Here is an 18,814-nt window from a genome sequence, read left to right on the forward strand (position 1 = left end):
CCGCCCCCCGAGGTGGTTGCCGCCGGCACCGAAGCCACCGTCGCCTTCCTCGCCGAAGCCCAGAGCGACCCCGTCCGCCAGTGGTCGTCCAAGGTCGTCGTGGTCGGCGAAGGCCGTGTGGGAAAGACCTCCCTCCTCCGGGCTCTCCGCTGCGAATCCCACAACCCCAATGAGGACAGCACCCACGGCCTCACCGTCGGCACCCTGGACATGCCGCACCCGCGTCCCCCGTCCGGGGAGGACGTCACCATGCGGCTCAGCACCTGGGACTTCGGCGGCCAGGAGATCTATCACGCCACCCACCAGTTCTTCCTGACCGACCGTTCACTCTTCCTGCTGCTATGGGACGCGCAGATCGGCTGGGAAGGCAGCAAGCTGCACTACTGGCTCGACATGATCAAGGCGAGAGCACCGCAGGCCCCCGTGGTGCTGGTCGCCACGCACCTCGGTCCGCGGCCCCCAGACCTGCCTCTCGACGAGCTTCAGGAGACCTATCCGGGGCTGATCGTCGAGAGCCTCAGCGCGGACAGCGCGAGCGGAGTCGGTGTCGACCAGGTGCGGGAGGTCATCCAGCAGCAAGTGGCCCGGCTGCCCCTGATGGGCGTGACCTGGCCCCGCGCCTGGCTTCGGGCCGCGGACACTGTACGGGCGGCCGAGGACAAGCACATCACGCCGGAGAAACTGAACGAGCTGCTCGCGACGGCCGGTGTACGCGAGCCCTCGCACCAGACCTCACTCATTGCAGCGCTGCACAGCCTCGGCGACCTCCTCTACTACCCGGACGACGAGGAGTTGTGCGACCTCGTCGTCCTGCGCCCCCAGTGGCTGACGACCTACATCAGCCGGGTGCTGGACTCCGAGGAGGTCCTCAACGAGGGAGGTCTGTTCCACCGCTCCCTCTGGGCCACGCTCTGGAGGGACGTCGAGCGGTCTATGCGGCGTCACCTCAGCCGCATGATGGAGAACTTCGACCTCTCGTACCGCACCGAGGACCAGACCGCGAGCCTCGTCGTGGAACTGCTGCCGTGGAACCCGCCCCCGTACCAGGACGAGTGGAACTCCCCGGAGCGGCTCGCCCAGCGTGAACTACGCCTCAAGTATCGGCTGCACACGGTTCCCCCGGGGATCCCCACCTGGTTCATCGCCCGCGAACACCGCTTCTCCACCTCCGTTCGCTGGCGTTCCGGCGCCCTGGTGAAGCACCCCGACGGAGTGCACGCCGCACTGGTGACGGTGGACCGGCACGCGAAGACGGCCGAGCTGCGCGTGCGTGGTTCGTATCCGCACGACTTCTTCGCCGTGATCAAGGACGGGTTCGAACAGACTCTGCAGCGCTACCCCGGCCTCGACGTCACCCGTTTCGTACCCTGCCCGCACCGCAACCCGGACGGCAGTGCATGCCGGCATGAGTTCCGGCACGAGCAGCTGCGGGCCCGGGTCGCCCGCAACCCTCCGCTGGAAAGCATCGAGTGCCCCGAGCACTTGGAGGACATGAAGGTATCCGACCTGCTCCAGGGCATTGAGCGTCCGGCTCACGCCCGATCCGAGCAGATGACCCGCCAGGTCATGGAGAAGCTCGACCGGCTGGAGATCATCGGGCAACGGCGGCACGAGGAGGTACGTGGCGGGATCGAGCAGGCCCGGGCCGAGTTGTCCGCCATGGTGGCCGAACAGCAGCGGGGCTTTCTGGAACTGCGGCGCCGCGAGCAGAGCCAGCAGGAGTCGATCTGCCCGAGTGTGGTCTGGGTACGGCGCGTCTCACGCCGCGAGGCCGGGCACCGGCTGCGGCCCGGTGAGGTCTTCCAACTGCACCTGTGCTGCGAAGCACCCGGCAAGTTCCACCTGCTGGACGGCGCCGAGCCGTACGAGGTGCCCGCGAACTCGGAGTTCACGAACGTCGTGCTGCCATACGTGCATCAGACGCTCAAGGTGCTCAAGTACGTCGTGCCCGTCTTCGGCGCGGCTCTCGGTGCAGCGTCCGAGGACCTGAGCAAGGTGATGAAGGACGACCTGGAGCTGATGAAAGCGCTGCTTGACGGCCTTCCCCCGGAAGCACGCAGGCAACTCGACGACCGGGAGTCACGCTCCATGTTCGTGGCGAAGGACCACGCCGAGTATCGGCAGATGTACGCCCTGCTCAAGCGGCTCGACCCGGAGGAACGTTGGGCGGGCCTGAACAAGGTCACCACTCCGGAAGGGCCGACCTATTGGCTGTGCCAGGAGCATGCAGGGTTCTATCGGCAGGGCGCACACGCCGTGGGCGCCGGTCCCGAACCGCAAGCGCTGCCCTCCCAGACGGGCGGCACTCGCACCCTGCCCCAGGGGACGTGAGGCCGGGCGCAGGAAAGTCAGAACGCGTCACCGGGGACGTGGGTGCCCCAGACCTCCCGCAGCGCGTCGCACACCTCGCCCACGGTGGCGCGGGCCTTGAGGGCCGCCCGCATCGGGTAGAGGACGTTGTCCTCTCCCTCGGCGGCCTTCTTCAGGGCGGCGAGCGCGGCGTCGACGGCCGCGCGGTCCCGCTCGGCACGCAGCCTCGCCAGCCGCTCCGCCTGCTGGACCTCGATGACCGGGTCCACCCGCAGCGGCTCGTAGGGCTCCTCCGCGTCGAGCCGGAACCGGTTGACGCCGACCACGACCCGTTCGCCGGAGTCGGTCTCCTGGGCGATCCGGTAGGCGGAGCGTTCGATCTCGCCCTTCTGGAAGCCCTGCTCGATGGCGGCGACCGCGCCGCCCAGCTCCTCGACCTTCCGCATCAGCTCGACGGCGGCCGCCTCCACGTCGTCGGTCATCCGCTCCATGACGTACGAGCCGGCGAAGGGGTCCACCGTCGCCGTCACGTCCGTCTCGTGGGCCAGCACCTGCTGCGTCCGCAGCGCGAGGCGCGCGCTCTTGTCGGTCGGCAGGGCGATGGCCTCGTCGAAGGAGTTGGTGTGCAGGGACTGGGTGCCGCCCAGCACGGCCGCGAGGCCCTGGACGGCCACCCGGACGAGGTTCACCTCGGGCTGCTGGGCGGTCAGCTGCACCCCGGCCGTCTGGGTGTGGAAGCGGAGCATCAGCGACTTCGGGTTCCGCGCGCCGAACTCCTCGCGCATCACCCGGGCCCAGATCCTGCGCGCCGCACGGAATTTGGCGACCTCCTCCAGGATCGTCGTGCGGGCGACGAAGAAGAACGAGAGGCGGGGGGCGAAGTCGTCGACGTCCATCCCCGCCGCGACCGCCGTGCGCACGTACGCGACGGCGTCGGCCAGGGTGAACGCGATCTCCTGCACGGGGGAGGCGCCCGCCTCGGCCATGTGGTAGCCGGAGATCGAGATGGTGTTCCACTGCGGGATCTCGGCCCTGCAGTACCGGAAGGTGTCCGCGATCAGCCGCAGGGAGGGCCCGGGCGGGAAGATGTACGTCCCGCGCGCGATGTACTCCTTCAGCACGTCGTTCTGGATCGTGCCCGTGAGCCGCTCGGCCGGGACCCCCTGCTCCTCGCCGACCAGCTGGTACATCAGCAGCAACAGGGCGGCGGGCGCGTTGATCGTCATCGACGTCGAGACCTCGTCCAGCGGAATGCCGTCGAACAGCACCCGCATGTCCTCGACCGAGTCGATCGCCACGCCGACCTTGCCGACCTCGCCGTGCGCGATCGGGGCGTCGGAGTCGTGGCCCATCTGGGTGGGCAGGTCGAAGGCGACCGACAGGCCCGTGGTGCCGTGGGCGATCAGCTGCCGGTAGCGGGCGTTGGACTCCACGGCCGTGCCGAAACCGGCGTACTGGCGCATGGTCCAGGGACGGCCGGTGTACATCGACGGGTACACGCCCCGCGTGAAGGGGTAGCCGCCCGGTTCACCGAGACGGTCCGCCGGATCCCAGTCCCGCAGCGCCTCGGGCCCGTACACCGGCTCGATGGGCAGTCCGGACTCCGACTCGCGCGCCATGGTGTGCCTCCGTCTTGTCGCCGGTTCGGACCCTCGCCCGTTACTCGCCTGGGCTGATCCCCGGCGGGCACAGCGGCGCGTCAGCACGCGGTGGAGTGCGCCCGGCTGGGACCTTGCTCACCACCATGCCCTTTTGTTCGCGGCGGGTCACGTCCGGGAAACCTGTCCGGGAGAGTGACCGGACGCGGCCGATCATGAGACGACGGGGGCCTCGATGCGTACCAAGGACATGCGGAGATCGATGGCCGCGCTCGCGGCACTCGCCCTGGCCGGCGCCTGCACGGCCACGGGGATCGAGGTGCACGGCGACCAGCGCGGGCCCGTACGCGTCGACGTGACGGGCACACCGAGCGGCACCCCGAGGCAGGGCTCCGGCGAGACGGCCACCGCGGGCGGCGGCACGGTCGACGGGGACGGCGGCGGTGACCGTGACGCCGACGGTGGCACCGACGACAAGGGGGGACGGGGACAGACCCCGCCGCCGAGGGCGTCCCCCTCCCCCACCCCGACCGTCGCCCCCACGGTGCTCTGGGCCCAGGGCGACGAGGGACTGGACGTACGGGAGTTGCAGGCACGGCTGCGGCAGATCGCGTGGCTCTTCACCGGGCCCACGGGGACGTACGACGACCTGACCGTCCAGGCCGTCAGCGGTTTCCAGGGCAAGCGCGGACTGCCCCGGACCGGAAAGACGGACAGCGTCACCTGGGCCCGGCTGCTGAGCATGACCCGGGAGCCCGGCAAGTGGGACCTGTACGCGTACGGCGGACAGCCGGCCGCGTCGCCCGACCCGCGCTGTCTGACCGGGCGGGCGCTGTGCATCAGCAAGACGAGCCGCACGTTGCGCTGGATGGTGGACGGCCGGACCCTGACGACGGTCGAGGTCCGCTTCGGCTCGGCGTACACACCGACCCGCGAGGGCCTCTTCCACGTCTACTTCAAGTCCCGTGACCACTGGTCGACCCTGTACGACACCCCGATGCCCTACGCGATGTTCTTCAGCGGCGGCCAGGCGGTCCACTACTCCGCCGACTTCGCGGCCCGCGGCTACTACGGGGCCTCGCACGGCTGCGTCAACGTCCGGGACAAGGCGGCGATCGCTCAGCTGTTCGCGCAGGTCAGAAACGGCGACAAGGTCGTCGTGTACTGGTGACGGCAGCCACTGGAGTGACGTGCGTCACAGGACGCATAGCGGGAGGGTGTCCCACGCGTCAGGAGAAGTACGGGGGAACACGGGGAATCACGGGGGTAATGAGGCGCGGGCGGGACCGGGGGAACGTGTCCCGCCCGCGCCGAGGTGCACGAGCCGTAGGTACGGGGGGAACCCCGGCTCTGTGCGACGGCCGATGACCAGTCGGCTCACTCATTACTGCGCCGGGGCGGCCAAAAGTGTTACCCGTTCCGCGAAAGAATTCGTGGCGGATATGAAACCGCAGGTCAGGAAGGGTGTGTGCGGGTCGCCCGGGTGAGGGCGGGGGCCACTGCGAAGCCGATCGGGGTCACCGCCGCGAACTGACCGCGGTGGCTGCCACCGCCGCCGCCGCCCTTGCCGCCGTTGCCGCCCTTGTTTCCCTTGCCGCCCTTGTTTCCCTTGCCGCCCTGGTGGCCCTTGTTGCCGCCACCCTTGCCGTTCCCGTTCCCGTGCCGGCCCTTGCCGTTGCCGTTCCCGTGACGGTGGCCGTTGCCCTTGCCGTGGTGCGAGTCGTCGTCATCGTCGGAGCCGTTGCCGGTCCGCGCGGCCTTGTCACCGCCACCCGTCCCGCCCCCGCCGTCCGACGTGCCGGTCCCGGTGCCCCCGCCCGCCCCCGTGCCGCCCCACCGCTTCGCCTTGCCGGACCCGGGGTTGCCCGTGCCGCCGGCCAGGACGCCTTCGCAGTACCGCTTCAGCTGCCCCTTGCCCCTGGCGCCCGCCGCGTCCTCCAGACCGCGCCGGCGGTCGGCGTCCAGCTCCTTGCCGTCGCGGACGTCTCGGCACGCGGAGAGCAGGTTCTTCCGCCACTGCCGGGTGGAATCGTCGCCCTGCCCGCCGGCACCGGACCCCTTGTCCTCGTCGGTGCCGCCGGTTCCGTCGCCGGAGGGGGCGCCGCCCTTCGAAGTGGCGTCCGGGGACGGGTCGGGCGTCGCCCCGCCCCACGCCCCGCGCCTGTCGTCGCCCTTGCCGGTGTTCGGCGACGGTGTCATCGGCCCCCGGTCGGGCGAACCGCCGGCGGAGACGGTGGCGGAGGGTTCCGGTTCCTCGACGTGGAAGCCGCTCAGCGCGCCGCCGGCCACCACCGTGACCCCGCCGAGCATCCCCGCCGCCACCGCCGCGACCAGCCCGAACCGCACGGGGCGGCCCCAGCGGCCCCGACGGCCGCCGGGTCCGGCAGGCGTCCGCAGGGGGCGGCCGAGGTGGACGAGCCCCGCGTCGGCCGCGGGTGAGGCGGTGGTGTGCGGGCGGCTGCCACGACCGTGCTCCGCGGCCCCGCCGCCGTCACCGGAGTGGGCCGCCGAGCCGGAACGGGCGGTCCGGACGGTCCGGAAGGCGGCCAACGCGGCTTCCTCGCCCGGGAGTTCGGGATCCCGCGCGGGCTCGGGCGCGGCCTCGGCGGCCAGGGCTCCGAGCGCCTCGGCGAGCCGGTCGGCACGAGCACGGACGTAGGGGTCGACGGCTTCGAGCGGCTCCCCGCTCAGCAGCCGCTCCGCGGCGTCGCGGTTCAGCCACCTGTACTGCTCGTCGGCCATCACACATCCTTCTGCGTCCGCGAACGCGTATGCGTCACACCGGCGGACGTGGCCGCGCGCACACGCGCGGCTCTCGGTCGGGGCACGGCGTCCAGCGGGTCACCGGATTCCGGGTCGGTCTCCGAAGCCGTCTCCGGATTCTCCCCGATCAGTTCGGCGAGCCGTTTCAGCCCCCGGTGCGCGGCCGTCCGTACGGCGCCCGCGCGCTTGCCCAGGGTCTCCGCGGCGGTCTTCGCGTCGAGGCCGACCACCACGCGCAGGACCACCGCCTCCGCCTGGTCCTGGGGCAGCTGGGCGATCAGCGAGAGCGTACGACCGGTCGCCAGGGCCTCCATCGCCTCGCCGGCCGTGTCGGACTCGGCGGGCTTGGCGGTCAGCTCGGCCTCGTCGCCGCCTATCGCGGGCCTGCGGCCCCGCATGCGTATGTGGTCGAGGGCCCGGTTGCGGGCGATCCGCGCGGCCCAGCCGCGGAACCGGTCGGCGTCTCCGCTGAACCTCTCCAGGTCACGGGCTATCTGCAGCCAGGACTCGGAGGTGACGTCCTCCGCGTCCGGGTCGCCGACCAGCGTCCGCACGTACCCGAGCAGCCGCGGGTGCACCGAGCGGTACACAGTCCGGAACGCGGTCTCGTCCCCGTCCTGTGCCGCAAGCACCGCGGCGGTCAGCTCCGCGTCGTCCCCCAGCACCCACGCGCCCCTTCCTCGATCGATGGTCGCGGTCTCGGGACCGCTGTGGTTGCGGTGGTCTTCCGCCATCCACGATCCGGCGCGAAAGGCACGTTACGGCCTGAAACCGCTGACCGTCCATGTCCGTAGAACATGCAACTGACTCGTGATGCGGAGAGGTGTGACAGAAAACGCGGGGGCGGCGCTGTAGGTAGTACGGGTCGCCGCGCGGCCCGTGCCGCGCGACGGTCGGGGCCTCTCCTGTGGGGGGTGGCGGCCCCGGCCGTTGCCATCGGCGGAGTCGGCCGGGTGTCTTGCGAGTACGGGGGTCTTGCGAGCACGCCGGCCTCACTTCGTTTCCGGGGCCCGCACCTCGCCGCGCGGCTTCCGTCCCGTACCCGCCGGGCCGCGTTCCGCGCCGGGCGGCTTCCGTACCCCGTCCGGCGGACCTGGCGCGTCCGGCACCCCCGCCGCGCCGGGACGCGAGGACGGCCTGCGCGCATCCCCCTCGCTCGTGCCGTTGCCGTTGCCCTTGCCCTTGTCGTTGCCCTTGCCACCGGTGTGCGACGGGTCGACGCCGTCGCGCTGCCGGGACGCGGTGGGTCCCCGGTCCCGGTCGGGGTGGTCGGCCGTGGCGGGACCGGGACGGGCGGGGGCGTTGTCCGTCGAACGGGGCCGCCGGTCCCCGCCGTGGTCGACCATGGGCTCGCGCCCCGCGCCCTCGTCGTCACGTGCGGCCGAGCCGATCGCCGCGACGGCGACCCCGCCGAGGGCGAGCGTGGCCAGCAGTGCGGCCAGGGTGGTGCGGATCGAGCGCTGCAGGCGACGCCGCGCGTTCGGCCGCCAGTCGTCGCGCCGCCGGGTGCGAGCGGTACGCGCCCCTCTCTCCCACATCGCCCGAAAGGCCGCCACCGCCCGCGCCTCCCCCGCGCTGCCGGGCCCCGCACCACCGCGCACGGCGGCGGCGAGGAGGGAGTCGACGAAGGGGGTGGGACCAGTACCGGGGGACCCCGGGCCGGCGGTGCCGGAGGCGGGGTCGCCGTCGCCGACGGCGTCGCTCACGCCCCGGCAGCCGTCGGCCGGGGGCTCGCCGCCTCCGCCCTCACCTGCCTCGCCCGTGCGTCGTGCGCCGGTCGGATCCGCCCTCCGCGACGGCATCTCGTGCCCTTCCCTGTCGGCGTGCGGGAGGCCGCGGTGGTCGGTGTCCTCGCCGCCGGGGCCCTCGTCGCTGTCGGTCATCTCGACTCCCCCAGCGTCCGGGAGCCGTCATCCGTCACACCCTCGGCCCGGAGCAGCTGGGCGAGGCGCTTCAGCCCCCGGTGGGTGGCCGTACGGACCGCGCCGGGGCGTTTGCCCAGGACACGGGCGGCGGCGGGGCCGTCGAGGCCGACGACGACACGCAGCAGTACGGCCTCGGCCTGATCGCGCGGCAGCCGGGCGACGAGGGCGAGCGCCTGTTCGGTGGAGAGGGTCTCCAGGGCCTGGTCCTGGGTGCTGTGCGTGCCCGGCAGTTCCAGCAGGTCGTTGTCCAGGGCGGTCGCCCGGGGGCGCACCTTCTGGCGCCGCAGATGGTCCAGGGCCCGGTGCCGGGCGATGGTCGCGCTCCAGCCCCGGAAGCCCGCGCCGTCCCCCTTGAACCGCCCGAGGTCCCGCGCGATCTCCAGCCAGGCGTCCGAGGCCACGTCCTCCGCGTCGTCGCCGACGATCCCGCGCAGGTACCCCAGCAGCCCGGGATGCACGAGCCGGTACGCCACCGCGAACGCGGCCTCGTCCCCGGCCTGGGCCCGCGCGACGGCTGCGCCGAGTTCCCCGTCGTACGCCTGCACGCGCCGAGGTTCCCCTCCCTGGCCGCAGGCTGTCCGAGCCAGTGCCGCGTCGGTGCCGGGATGGCGTTGCGGGGACCGTCCCGGCCGCCGCCAAGCCCCCATGGTCATCTGCGTCGCGCTCGGCGGAAGTGTCACACCGTCAACCGCCGCCACAGGGCACCCTCCGGCGGCACGCGGCACCCGTCCGGGGGCGCGGAGGGACACGCGCGAGGCCCCGCTCACCCGCGGCGGCGAACCTTCCCACGTCAGCCGGTCGGCATCGCGTCGCCGGTCGACATCGCGTCGCGGCACAGCAACCGCAGCGACCCCTCACCGGCGAAACAGCGCCGGGCCTCGTCCAGCGGGTCCCAGTAGCGGCCGTCCCGGGTCCGTACCCAGAACTCCCCGCCCGACTGGACCCACTCGCCGCCGGCCCACCGCACCACGACCTCACCGCCGTACGCCCCGAACCCCCGCAACACCCGCTCCACGGCGGCGTAGGGCGCGCCCTCCCGTCGTATCTCCTCGATCATCCGGTCCACCCGCCACAGACTCTGTGTCGAGTAGTCGAGACGCACCCGCGCCCCTTCCCGCATCATCGCCACCGCGTCGGCCGCCCACCGGAGGGGCTTCGCCGCGTTCGCGGGCCGGCCGTCGTGGCCGGCCCGCGTGCCGAGGCTCCCCGGTACGCCGGGGGCACCGCCCGAACTGAATGTCTGCTGTGCGCTCACACTCGGGAAAGCGCCCGCTCCGCACGAGACGTTTCGCGATTTCGGCGTGTGCGCGACACCGGCGCAGGACCGCCACACCCGCCCCCAGGACACCCACAGGACCCGCCAGGGAGCCGAGGTTTACCGCCGCGCCCCCCGCGCGCGCCGTGACACGACCGCCCGCAGCACCCGCCGCCCCTCGGTGGCCGCGCCCAGCGCCTGCCGCATCCCCGCCGCCCCGTGCTGGGCGAGGAGTTCGAGCACGACGGCCTGTCGGCGCAGCTCGGCGGCGACGAGATGGGAGGCCCCCTCGGTACGGCCCGCACGGCAGTCCGCCACCGAGTCGTCGCCCCCGGCGTCCAGCGGGTCGAGCAGCTGATGGATCCTCAGCGCGGAGACGGAGCAGATGTCCGCCCACGCACGCAGCGCGTCGCCGGACCGCTCGTCCGGAACCGCGTCGAGCATCCGACGGGCCAGCAGTACCGCCTCCTCGTCCGAGGCGGCGGTACGCGCACCAGCGCCGACATCGGCACCGGCACCGGCACCGGCACCGGCACCACCAGCATCGGCATCGGACAGGGCGAGTTCGCCCCGTGCCTTCGCCAGCTTCGCCCCCCACCCCTCGCCGCCGTCCACCAGCTCCGCCCAGAGCGGACGCAGGACTTCGTCGTCGCCCCCGAGAAGCGGTACGCAACGGTCAAGACAAGCCAGTCCGCTTGCCGCCAGACCGCGTTCGTCGGCCTGGGCCAACAGCTCCACCAGGCTCATCACGCCTCCCCTGTATCCCGCTCGACCACACTCCGGTGATACGGAGCTCGCACTTCCCCTTACTGCGTGCGACGGCGCGGGAGTGTCACAGAGGGACGACCCCGAGCCGGTCGAGCAACCGGAACAGAATGTTTTCAGCCAAGGGGTCCGCCGGTCCAGGCTCTGAGGCCAACACCTCGGCCAGCGCTCGCGCGTCGACGGCCCGCCCGGCCTCCGCGGCCCAGGCGACGGCACGCTCGGCGGCGTCACCCGGTTCGAGGAAGTAGTCCTCGACGGTGAGCCCCTCGGCGTCGCCCAGATACGCGGCCATGGCCCGCCGCGCGAGACACGTGGTCCACGCCCCGCTCTCCGGCCCGGCGGCCTCGACTACCACACAGTCGCTGTCCATGACGTAGCCGAACAGCGCGGGCGCCCCCGTCTCCCGGGCCAGCGCGTTCATGTTCCCGACGTCACCGGCGCTCGCGGTCCCGCCCTCGGTCGCGGCGCCGGGCGCGCCCGTCGGGTACGCCCACACCTGCCAGTCGCCGGCCGCCGTCGCACACGGCGTCAGCCCCTTGGCCCGGCCCAGCGTGTCCAGCTCGGCGAGGGGCCGAACGCTCCTGCCCACGACGTAGTACCCCCAGTACCCCATACCGGGAATAGACCACACATGTACGGCAGTTCGCCCCCGGAATCGGGCAATCCGCTCAGTCGGCGACGGGTTCCGGTTCGCGCGGACCGCGGCGCGCCCGGTCGTCCTGCATCCGTGTGAGCGCGAGGACGAAGAGGGCGGCGAACACGGCCGCCACGATCTCCAGGGAGTCCGCGAACACCATCTGCCGGGCGGCCAGCCGGTACTCCTCGATCTCCTCGGCCCTGAGGTACGCCCTGTCCCCGGCCTCTCCCGCGAACAGGCTCAGCAGCCACAGCGTCCACCAGGTATTGACGAGCGCGTGGGACCGCGGCTTCTCCCACGGGCTGCTCGCGTCCCAGCAGTCGATCGCGATCCGGCGCGGGAACCACAGGTTCGCCACCGGCACGAACCAGCCGCCGATCGCCCAGCCCCGCTTCTTCCGGTGCCCGAAGGGGTCGAACACCTCGGCGTTGACCCGCACCCGGTGGAACCAGACGAGGAAGACGACGATCGTGGCGACGTAGGTGACGGTCTGGAGGACGCCCGCGAGCGCGACGAGCCCGTCCGCCCGGTCCGAGTCGTGCTCCAGGGCCGCGCTCCAGTCCTCGCCGGCCAGCCGGTCCGACACGTCGAGGAGCGCGAGGTCGGCCCACACCGCGACCACATCCGCGACGGCGACCGCCCCGAGCAGGATCGCCACCGTCCGCCCGAGGCCCACCGGCGACCGCAGCCAGGCGGGACCGTGGGGCGACTGGAGGGGCGGCTCGGCGTACGGGGCGACCGGGTGCACCGGCGACGGAGCCGTCCCTAGCGGATCGGCCGTCCCCAGCGGATCGGCCGTCCCCAGCGGATCGGCCGTCCCCAGCGGATCGGCCGTCCCGAGCGAATCAGCCGTCCCCAGGGGATCAGCCGCCTTACGCAAATCGGCGACCCGGGACGGACCCGCCGCCTCGCACGGCCGGCACAGCTCTCCGCCGGGTGCCGCCGCCTGGTTCCCGCAGCGCGCGCAGTTCATCGTGAAGCCCCCGTGTGATCGAAACGCGCCGACCGCGGCCCTCCCCAGGCCCTCACGCTCGGCGATCAGAACACGCGGAACATACGTTTCACCGGCCTCGCCCGTCCACCGGGTTCTACCCGACGCGTTCCTCGGCGGCCCACCGGCCTCCCGAGCCCGCCGACCACCGCCCTCGGCGCCGGGGCCGCCCACGACGGCCCCGGCGCGCCGCCCGCCTCAGCTCACCTTCCCCGCCAGCTCCCGGAACTGCGCCCAGCTCAGCGCGGGCTTCCCCGGATCCCACAGCTTCTGCGACAGCGCCCGCAGCGGCATCCGCACGCCCGCAGCGACCTGTGCCTCGGTCTGCCTGTTCGCGAGGTCGCACCAGACCGCGAACGAGCCGCCGAGGATCTGGGCGTCGTACCGGGCCGGCACGGCGGTCGTGCCGCGCAGCACCCGTGGCGTCCAGGACTCGTAGATGCGCTGCCCGGTCGGGTAGAAGAACTGGTTGGGCTCGCCGAGGACGTAGTACAGGTACTCGTCGTTGTAGTTGATCACCTGCCGCCCGGCACTGAGGTACTCCACGGGCGGGCGCGCCCCGATCTCCTTGCCCGTCCAGTACGCGACCTGGATCGACTTGTCCGCCTGGACCGAGCCGCCCCGGAAGAACCCGTCGTTCCAGGCCCGCACGGTCCGGCCGTGGCCGCGCATCAGCTTGGCGCGGTCGTTGAGCCAGCCGGTCGCGAGGTCGGCGACGGTCGCGCCGGGACCGTACTTCTGGCGTGCGGCGGCGGCCAGCTGCGGGTAGGACGCCTCGGGGTTCGACGCCATCAGCGCCCGGTACTCGTCCCCGCCGAGATGCCAGTACGCGCCCTTGAACAGACCGGCGTACTCGTCCAGCAGCTCGTCCACCACCACGGCCGACCTCGGGTTCGCGATGTCGACGGCCCCGGTCGCGGCCACGCCCTGGGCGTTCCTGAGCTGCAGCGACGGATTGGCCGCGATCACGGCCCCCAGGTGACCGGGGGAGTCGATCTCGGGGACGACCTGGATGTGCCGGCTCGCCGCGAGGTCGAGGATCTTCCGTACCTGGGCCTTGCTGAGGTGCTGCCGGGACACCACCTCGGGGTGGCTCGTGGACTCGATCCGGAAGCCCTGGTCGTCGGAGAAGTGCAGCCCGAGCTGGTTGTACTTCAGGTCGCCCAGCTCACGGACGCGGTCCTCGATCCAGCCCGCCGTGAAGTGCTTGCGCGCGATGTCGAGCATGAACCCGCGCTGCGGCTTGGCCGGCTCGTCCCGGACGACGCCCTCCGGTGCCGTGCCGCCGCCGCGGACCTCCTGCTTCAGGGTGCGCGTCCCGTAGAAGACGCCCGCCTCGGCGGGCGCGGCGACACGTACCCGCCGGTTCTTCACGGTCAGCGTGTACGCCTCCGACCTCGGCCGGTCCGCCCCGGTCAGCGCCAGCTCCACGTCCCCGTCCCGGGGCCGTGCCTCCCCCGCGTAGGAGAGCCCCAGCTCCCCGGCGGTCAGTCGCCCCTCGTCGGCCAGCGCGGCGTTCCGGACGACGACCCGGCCGCCCGCGGCGGGCTTCCAGCCGGGGCCGCGGGCCGCCTCGTGCTGCCGTACGGCGGGGATGGTCCGCGGCTTCTGGGACAGCGCGTAGGAGCGCGAGGGCGACGGGGAGGCGGCCGGGGCCTTCTCGGCGTTCACCGACGACCCTGCCCGCGACGGCTCGGAGCCGCCGGGGGTGCGTGCCGCGTCGCCCGGCCACACGGTGACGGCCACCGCGACCGCGCCGCCCGCCAGGACGGCCCCCGTGGCCAGGAGCAACCCTTTCGACGTGATCGCCGTCTTCCTGCGGGGTGCCCTGCGCCGGCCTCGGTTCACGACGCGCCCCCGGTCCCGATCCCGGTTCCGGTCAGCATCCACGACATCTCACGCACCTCTCGCCCGCACGGTCCCCCGCTCCTCGTCCGGCCCTCTCCCGGCCGTGTCCGACTTCCCGGCTCTCTCGCGAGCCCTGCTCTCGAACCTACGACGTTCCACCGCCCCATCCGTCCACCACAGGTTCCGAAACTCTCCCGTTCGGGTGAAATTCGGGCATCGAACGGACAGCCCATGACCCGCCTCGGTAACGTGGTGGCACCTTTCGCACAGCCTGCCCAACCCGACCCATCCGCCCCGTCGGCCCCTACGCACCGCCGAGGAACCACGCTGCCTCCGCACCGTCTCCCCCACCTCCCCGGCCAGGTCGCCCTCCCGCAGCAGGTCCGCACGCCCGACCCGTCGGACCTGGAGTGGTTCAACCACACCCCCGCCGACACGGTCCGCCAGGCCCTCCTCGCCTGCCTGCGCAGCCTCCGCTGGGCCCGCCGCCTCACCGACCACCGCCCCTACCCCGACCTGGACGCCCTGCTCGCCGCGTCGGACGAGGCGGCGTACGACCTCACGGCGGCCGACCTGGCCGAGGCGCTGGCCGGCGAGACCCTCCCGGTCCTCCCCGACGACACCTACGGCGTGGCCCACACCGCCCTGAACGCCGCCCACGCCGCCTACGAGGCCCGCTTCGGCCATGTCTTCGTGATCTCCCAGGCCGCCGCCCGCCCGGACGAACTCCTCGACCGCACGCTGGAGGGCATCCGCTCCCGCCTGACCAACGACCCGGAGGAGGAACGGGTAGTGGTCGCCGAGGAACTGCGCCGCCTGGCACGGGAACGCCTCACCACCCACGTGACCACCCGAAGAACCCCTCTCGAAGCGCCGAGGGCCCCCTAGGGGCGCGAGGAACCGTGCGTCTTCCAGGGGCGCGGGGAACTGCGCGACAAGCCCCCACCGACCCCGCACCCGGCACCACCCGGACACCCCCACCCCGGATGCCGCCCCCTACTCACCCTTACGTGCACCTTTGTATGCCAGTTTGATCACACCAACCCTCCCGGCTCAATCCCAGCGCAACGGCATCGCTACCATGGCCGGGGCCGGTGGACCGTACCCGGCCGGGTCAGACCGACAAGCAAGCCGGCCGGCCCCAATCCCCGCTCCCGGAGGGTTCTTCCGTGCCGGCTGGAACGCTGTACCGCGGCCGGGAAGGAATGTGGTCCTGGGTGGCTCATCGAGTCACCGGCGTCCTCATCTTCTTCTTCCTGTTCGTACACGTGCTGGACACCGCTCTCGTCCGTGTCTCCCCCGACGCCTACGACAAGGTCGTGGCCACGTACAAGACGCCGATCGTCGCGCTGCTGGAGTACGGCCTCGTCGCCGCCATCCTCTTCCACGCGCTCAACGGTCTTCGGGTCATCGCCGTCGACTTCTGGTCGAACGGCCCCCGTCACCAGAAGACGATGCTGTGGTCCGTCGTCGGCATCTGGCTGGTGCTGATGATCGGGGCCCTGTACCCCGTTCTCGGCCACGCCGTCCGTGAAGTCTTCGGGAGCTGAGACAGATGTCCGCCACTGAAACCACCGCATCCGGCATCGGCCCCGTCGAGGGCGCCGGGGAGCTGTCGGGCTACAGCCCCGACAACCCGGCCCCCTTCATCGAGCCGCCCCGCAAGCGCACCAAGAAGACCCCGAAGTCGACCCGCGGCAACTTCGAGATGGCCGCCTGGCTCTTCATGCGGCTGTCCGGCGTCGTCCTGGTCGTCCTGGTCATCGGCCACCTGATCATCCAGCTCGTCCTCGACGGCGGCGTCTCCAAGATCGGCTTCGCGTTCGTCGCGGGCCGCTGGGCGTCCCCGTTCTGGCAGACCTGGGACCTGCTGATGCTGTGGCTCGCGATGCTGCACGGCGCGAACGGCCTGCGCACGGTCATCAACGACTACGCGGAGCGCCCGAACACCCGCCTGTGGCTGAAGGGCCTGCTCTACACCGCCACGGTGTTCACCATCCTGCTGGGCACGCTGGTGATCTTCACCTTCGACCCGAACATCCGCTAGGCACGGGGCTGAGGTAACCGATCATGAAGATCCACAAGTACGACACCGTCATCGTCGGCGCCGGCGGCGCCGGAATGCGCGCGGCGATCGAGTCGACGCAGCGCAGCCGTACCGCCGTGCTGACCAAGCTGTACCCCACCCGCTCCCACACGGGCGCCGCGCAGGGCGGCATGGCCGCCGCGCTCGCCAACGTGGAGGAGGACAACTGGGAGTGGCACACCTTCGACACGGTCAAGGGCGGTGACTACCTGGTCGACCAGGACGCCGCCGAGATCCTGGCGAAGGAGGCCATCGACTCCGTCCTCGACCTGGAGAAGATGGGCCTGCCGTTCAACCGGACCCCGAACGGCACGATCGACCAGCGCCGCTTCGGCGGTCACAGCCGGAACCACGGCGAGGCCCCGGTCCGCCGCTCCTGCTACGCGGCCGACCGCACCGGTCACATGATCCTCCAGACGCTGTACCAGAACTGCGTGAAGCACGGCGTGGAGTTCTTCAACGAGTTCTACGTCCTGGACCAGCTGATCACCGAGGTCGACGGCGTCAAGAAGTCCGCCGGTGTCGTGGCCTACGAGCTGGCGACCGGCGAGATCCACGTCTTCCAGGCGAAGTCCGTGATCTACGCGTCCGGCGGCTGCGGCAAGTTCTTCAAGGTGACGTCCAACGCGCACACCCTCACCGGTGACGGCCAGGCGGCCGTGTACCGCCGGGGTCTGCCGCTGGAGGACATGGAGTTCTTCCAGTTCCACCCGACCGGCATCTGGCGCATGGGCATCCTGCTGACGGAGGGCGCCCGCGGTGAGGGCGGCATCCTCCGCAACAAGGACGGCGAGCGCTTCATGGAGAAGTACGCGCCCGTCATGAAGGACCTCGCGTCCCGTGACGTCGTCTCCCGCTCCATCTACACGGAGATCCGCGAGGGCCGCGGCTGCGGTCCCGAGGGCGACCACGTCTACCTCGACCTCACGCACCTCCCGCCGGAGCAGCTGGACGCCAAGCTCCCGGACATCACCGAGTTCGCGCGGACCTACCTCGGCATCGAGCCCTACACGGACCCGATCCCGATCCAGCCGACCGCGCACTACGCCATGGGCGGCATCCCGACGAACGTCGAGGGTGAGGTCCTGATCGACAACACCACCGTCGTCCCGGGCCTGTACGCCGCCGGTGAGGTCGCCTGCGTCTCCGTGCACGGCGCCAACCGTCTCGGCACCAACTCGCTGCTGGACATCAACGTGTTCGGCAAGCGGGCGGGCATCGCCGCCGCCGACTACGCCTCCCGGACGGCCGACTTCGTCGAGCTGCCCGAGAACCCGGAGTCGCTCGTCGTCGAGCAGATCGAGCGCCTGCGTTCGGCCACCGGCAACGAGCGTGTGGCGGAGCTGCGGCGCGAGCTGCAGGAGACCATGGACGCCAACGTCATGGTGTTCCGCACCGAGCAGACGATCAAGACGGCGGTCGAGAAGATCGCCGAGCTGCGGGCGCGGTACAAGAACGTGGCGATCCAGGACAAGGGCCGCCGGTTCAACACCGACCTCCTGGAGGCCATCGAGCTGGGCAACCTGCTCGACCTGGCCGAGGTCATGGCCGTGTCGGCGCTCGCCCGGAAGGAGTCCCGCGGCGGTCACTACCGCGAGGACTACCCCAACCGCGACGACGTCAACTTCATGCGTCACACCATGGCGTACCGCGAGGTCGGCGACGACGGCTCCGAGACCGTCCGCCTCGACTACAAGCCGGTCGTCCAGACCCGCTACCAGCCGATGGAGCGTAAGTACTGATGGCTACCCCTGTTCTGGACAAGGTCGAGGCGGAGTCCGCCGCCTCCCCCTACATCACGGTCACGTTCCGCGTGCGCCGGTTCAACCCCGAGGTCGCGGCCGAGGCGAGCTGGCAGGACTTCGTCCTGGAGATCGACCCCAAGGAGCGCGTCCTCGACGGTCTGCACAAGATCAAGTGGGACGAGGACGGCACCCTCACCTTCCGTCGTTCCTGCGCCCACGGCATCTGCGGGTCGGACGCCATGCGGATCAACGGCAAGAACCGTCTGGCCTGCAAGACGCTGATCAAGGACATCAACCCCGAGAAGCCGATCACGATCGAGCCCATCAAGGGCCTCACGGTCCTCAAGGACCTGGTCGTGGACATGGAGCCGTTCTTCCAGGCGTACCGGGACGTGATGCCCTTCCTGATCACGAAGGACACCAACGAGCCGACGCGCGAGCGCTTCCAGACCGCCGAGGACCGTGAGCGCTTCGACGACACCACGAAGTGCATCCTCTGCGCCGCGTGCACGTCCTCGTGCCCGGTGTTCTGGAACGACGGCCAGTACTTCGGTCCGGCCGCGATCGTCAACGCCCACCGCTTCATCTTCGACTCGCGCGACGAGGCCGGTGAGCAGCGGCTGGAGATCCTCAACGACCGTGACGGCGTGTGGCGTTGCCGTACGACGTTCAACTGCACGGATGCCTGCCCGCGCGGTATCGAGGTCACCAAGGCGATCCAGGAGGTGAAGCGGGCGCTCATCACGCGCCGCTTCTGATCCGCCGCCCCGGCACATGACGGAGGGCCCGCAGGTTCACCTGCGGGCCCTCCGTGTGTCCGGCGGCGGCGTTCGCGCGGCCCACGCACGAGGGCCCCGTCCCCGCGCGGAGCTCAGAGGGAAGCTCCGGGGC

At 71.7% G+C, this 18,814-nt stretch carries 17 protein-coding genes; 7 read left to right on the plus strand and 10 right to left on the minus strand.

Going from position 1 to position 18,814, the window contains the following annotated elements; genetic code table 11:
* Window positions 1-12: 12 nt before the first annotated feature.
* Window positions 13-2,331, plus strand: coding sequence for a COR domain-containing protein (locus SCAB_RS43760; RefSeq protein WP_049875725.1), 2,319 nt, complete (start codon window positions 13-15; stop codon window positions 2,329-2,331).
* Window positions 2,332-2,348: 17 nt separating this feature from the next.
* Here SCAB_RS43760 and SCAB_RS16655 read toward each other — a convergent pair whose 3' ends face one another.
* Window positions 2,349-3,929: an acyl-CoA mutase large subunit family protein gene (locus SCAB_RS16655; protein WP_013001257.1), complete on the minus strand. Its 1,581-nt coding sequence runs from the start codon at window positions 3,927-3,929 to the stop codon at window positions 2,349-2,351.
* Between the two features lie 214 nt (window positions 3,930-4,143).
* On the opposite strand from SCAB_RS16655, the gene SCAB_RS16660 reads away from it, so the two are divergent.
* Window positions 4,144-5,079: a L,D-transpeptidase family protein gene (locus SCAB_RS16660; protein ID WP_013001258.1), complete on the plus strand. Its 936-nt coding sequence runs from the start codon at window positions 4,144-4,146 to the stop codon at window positions 5,077-5,079.
* 284 nt (window positions 5,080-5,363) lie between these two features.
* On the opposite strand, the gene SCAB_RS16665 is transcribed toward SCAB_RS16660, so the two are convergent.
* From SCAB_RS16665 to SCAB_RS16705, 9 genes are all read right to left on the minus strand, one after another.
* Entirely contained in the window at window positions 5,364-6,650 is a 1,287-nt protein-coding gene (locus SCAB_RS16665; protein ID WP_231885046.1) for a hypothetical protein, read from the minus strand.
* Complete coding sequence (locus SCAB_RS16670) at window positions 6,650-7,336, minus strand: RNA polymerase sigma factor (protein WP_013001260.1); 687 nt, start codon at window positions 7,334-7,336, stop codon at window positions 6,650-6,652. Before SCAB_RS16670 ends, SCAB_RS16665 begins: the two co-directional genes overlap by 1 nt.
* A gap of 327 nt (window positions 7,337-7,663) precedes the next feature.
* Window positions 7,664-8,554, minus strand: a complete 891-nt coding sequence (locus SCAB_RS43765) for a hypothetical protein (RefSeq protein WP_013001261.1) — start codon at window positions 8,552-8,554, stop codon at window positions 7,664-7,666.
* Window positions 8,551-9,141 (minus strand): RNA polymerase sigma factor, encoded by a 591-nt coding sequence (locus SCAB_RS16680; protein WP_037727235.1) that lies wholly within the window; start codon window positions 9,139-9,141, stop codon window positions 8,551-8,553. Before SCAB_RS16680 ends, SCAB_RS43765 begins: the two co-directional genes overlap by 4 nt.
* A gap of 245 nt (window positions 9,142-9,386) precedes the next feature.
* On the minus strand, window positions 9,387-9,851 hold the full coding sequence (locus tag SCAB_RS16685; RefSeq protein ID WP_013001263.1) for a hypothetical protein: 465 nt from the start codon (window positions 9,849-9,851) through the stop codon (window positions 9,387-9,389).
* A 120-nt stretch (window positions 9,852-9,971) separates the two neighbouring features.
* Window positions 9,972-10,598 carry a hypothetical protein gene (locus tag SCAB_RS16690; protein WP_041669294.1) on the minus strand — a complete coding sequence of 209 codons (627 nt, stop codon included), beginning with the start codon at window positions 10,596-10,598 and terminating at the stop codon, window positions 9,972-9,974.
* Between the two features lie 85 nt (window positions 10,599-10,683).
* On the minus strand, window positions 10,684-11,229 hold the full coding sequence (locus SCAB_RS16695; RefSeq protein ID WP_041669296.1) for a hypothetical protein: 546 nt from the start codon (window positions 11,227-11,229) through the stop codon (window positions 10,684-10,686).
* 55 nt (window positions 11,230-11,284) lie between these two features.
* Entirely contained in the window at window positions 11,285-12,001 is a 717-nt protein-coding gene (locus SCAB_RS16700; protein WP_013001266.1) for a DUF4328 domain-containing protein, read from the minus strand.
* Window positions 12,002-12,442: 441 nt separating this feature from the next.
* The gene (locus SCAB_RS16705) at window positions 12,443-14,035 is read right to left on the minus strand and encodes a beta-N-acetylhexosaminidase (protein WP_013001267.1); all 1,593 of its coding nucleotides are present in this window, start codon (window positions 14,033-14,035) and stop codon (window positions 12,443-12,445) included.
* Window positions 14,036-14,323: 288 nt separating this feature from the next.
* On the opposite strand from SCAB_RS16705, the gene SCAB_RS16710 reads away from it, so the two are divergent.
* The 5 genes from SCAB_RS16710 (at window position 14,324) to SCAB_RS16730 (ending at window position 18,681) form a co-directional block, all read left to right on the plus strand.
* On the plus strand, window positions 14,324-14,980 hold the full coding sequence (locus SCAB_RS16710; protein ID WP_013001268.1) for a 2-oxo-4-hydroxy-4-carboxy-5-ureidoimidazoline decarboxylase: 657 nt from the start codon (window positions 14,324-14,326) through the stop codon (window positions 14,978-14,980).
* Between the two features lie 281 nt (window positions 14,981-15,261).
* Window positions 15,262-15,642, plus strand: a complete 381-nt coding sequence (gene sdhC, locus SCAB_RS16715; protein WP_078531457.1) for a succinate dehydrogenase, cytochrome b556 subunit — start codon at window positions 15,262-15,264, stop codon at window positions 15,640-15,642.
* Between the two features lie 5 nt (window positions 15,643-15,647).
* Window positions 15,648-16,139 carry a succinate dehydrogenase hydrophobic membrane anchor subunit gene (locus tag SCAB_RS16720; protein WP_013001269.1) on the plus strand — a complete coding sequence of 164 codons (492 nt, stop codon included), beginning with the start codon at window positions 15,648-15,650 and terminating at the stop codon, window positions 16,137-16,139.
* A gap of 23 nt (window positions 16,140-16,162) precedes the next feature.
* A complete protein-coding gene (gene sdhA, locus SCAB_RS16725) occupies window positions 16,163-17,920 on the plus strand; it encodes a succinate dehydrogenase flavoprotein subunit (RefSeq protein WP_013001270.1) in 1,758 nt (585 codons plus the stop codon).
* Complete coding sequence (locus SCAB_RS16730; RefSeq protein WP_013001271.1) at window positions 17,920-18,681, plus strand: succinate dehydrogenase iron-sulfur subunit; 762 nt, start codon at window positions 17,920-17,922, stop codon at window positions 18,679-18,681. Before sdhA ends, SCAB_RS16730 begins: the two co-directional genes overlap by 1 nt.
* Window positions 18,682-18,814 lie beyond the last annotated feature (133 nt).

The organism is Streptomyces scabiei 87.22 (assembly GCF_000091305.1).
GTDB lineage: Bacteria > Actinomycetota > Actinomycetes > Streptomycetales > Streptomycetaceae > Streptomyces > Streptomyces scabiei.

Bases quoted from the DNA above. Each gene is read 5' to 3' on its own strand.
- SCAB_RS16655 (WP_013001257.1), bottom strand. From the start codon at position 3,929: ATGGCGCGCGAGTCGGAGTCCGGACTGCCCATCGAGCCGGTGTACGGG.
- SCAB_RS16660 (WP_013001258.1), top strand. From the start codon at position 4,144: ATGCGTACCAAGGACATGCGGAGATCGATGGCCGCGCTCGCGGCACTC.
- SCAB_RS16665 (WP_231885046.1), bottom strand. From the start codon at position 6,650: ATGGCCGACGAGCAGTACAGGTGGCTGAACCGCGACGCCGCGGAGCGG.
- SCAB_RS43765 (WP_013001261.1), bottom strand. From the start codon at position 8,554: ATGACCGACAGCGACGAGGGCCCCGGCGGCGAGGACACCGACCACCGC.
- SCAB_RS16690 (WP_041669294.1), bottom strand. From the start codon at position 10,598: ATGAGCCTGGTGGAGCTGTTGGCCCAGGCCGACGAACGCGGTCTGGCG.
- SCAB_RS16695 (WP_041669296.1), bottom strand. From the start codon at position 11,229: ATGGGGTACTGGGGGTACTACGTCGTGGGCAGGAGCGTTCGGCCCCTC.
- SCAB_RS16710 (WP_013001268.1), top strand. From the start codon at position 14,324: ATGACCCGCCTCGGTAACGTGGTGGCACCTTTCGCACAGCCTGCCCAA.
- SCAB_RS16720 (WP_013001269.1), top strand. From the start codon at position 15,648: ATGTCCGCCACTGAAACCACCGCATCCGGCATCGGCCCCGTCGAGGGC.
- sdhA (WP_013001270.1), top strand. From the start codon at position 16,163: ATGAAGATCCACAAGTACGACACCGTCATCGTCGGCGCCGGCGGCGCC.
- SCAB_RS16730 (WP_013001271.1), top strand. From the start codon at position 17,920: ATGGCTACCCCTGTTCTGGACAAGGTCGAGGCGGAGTCCGCCGCCTCC.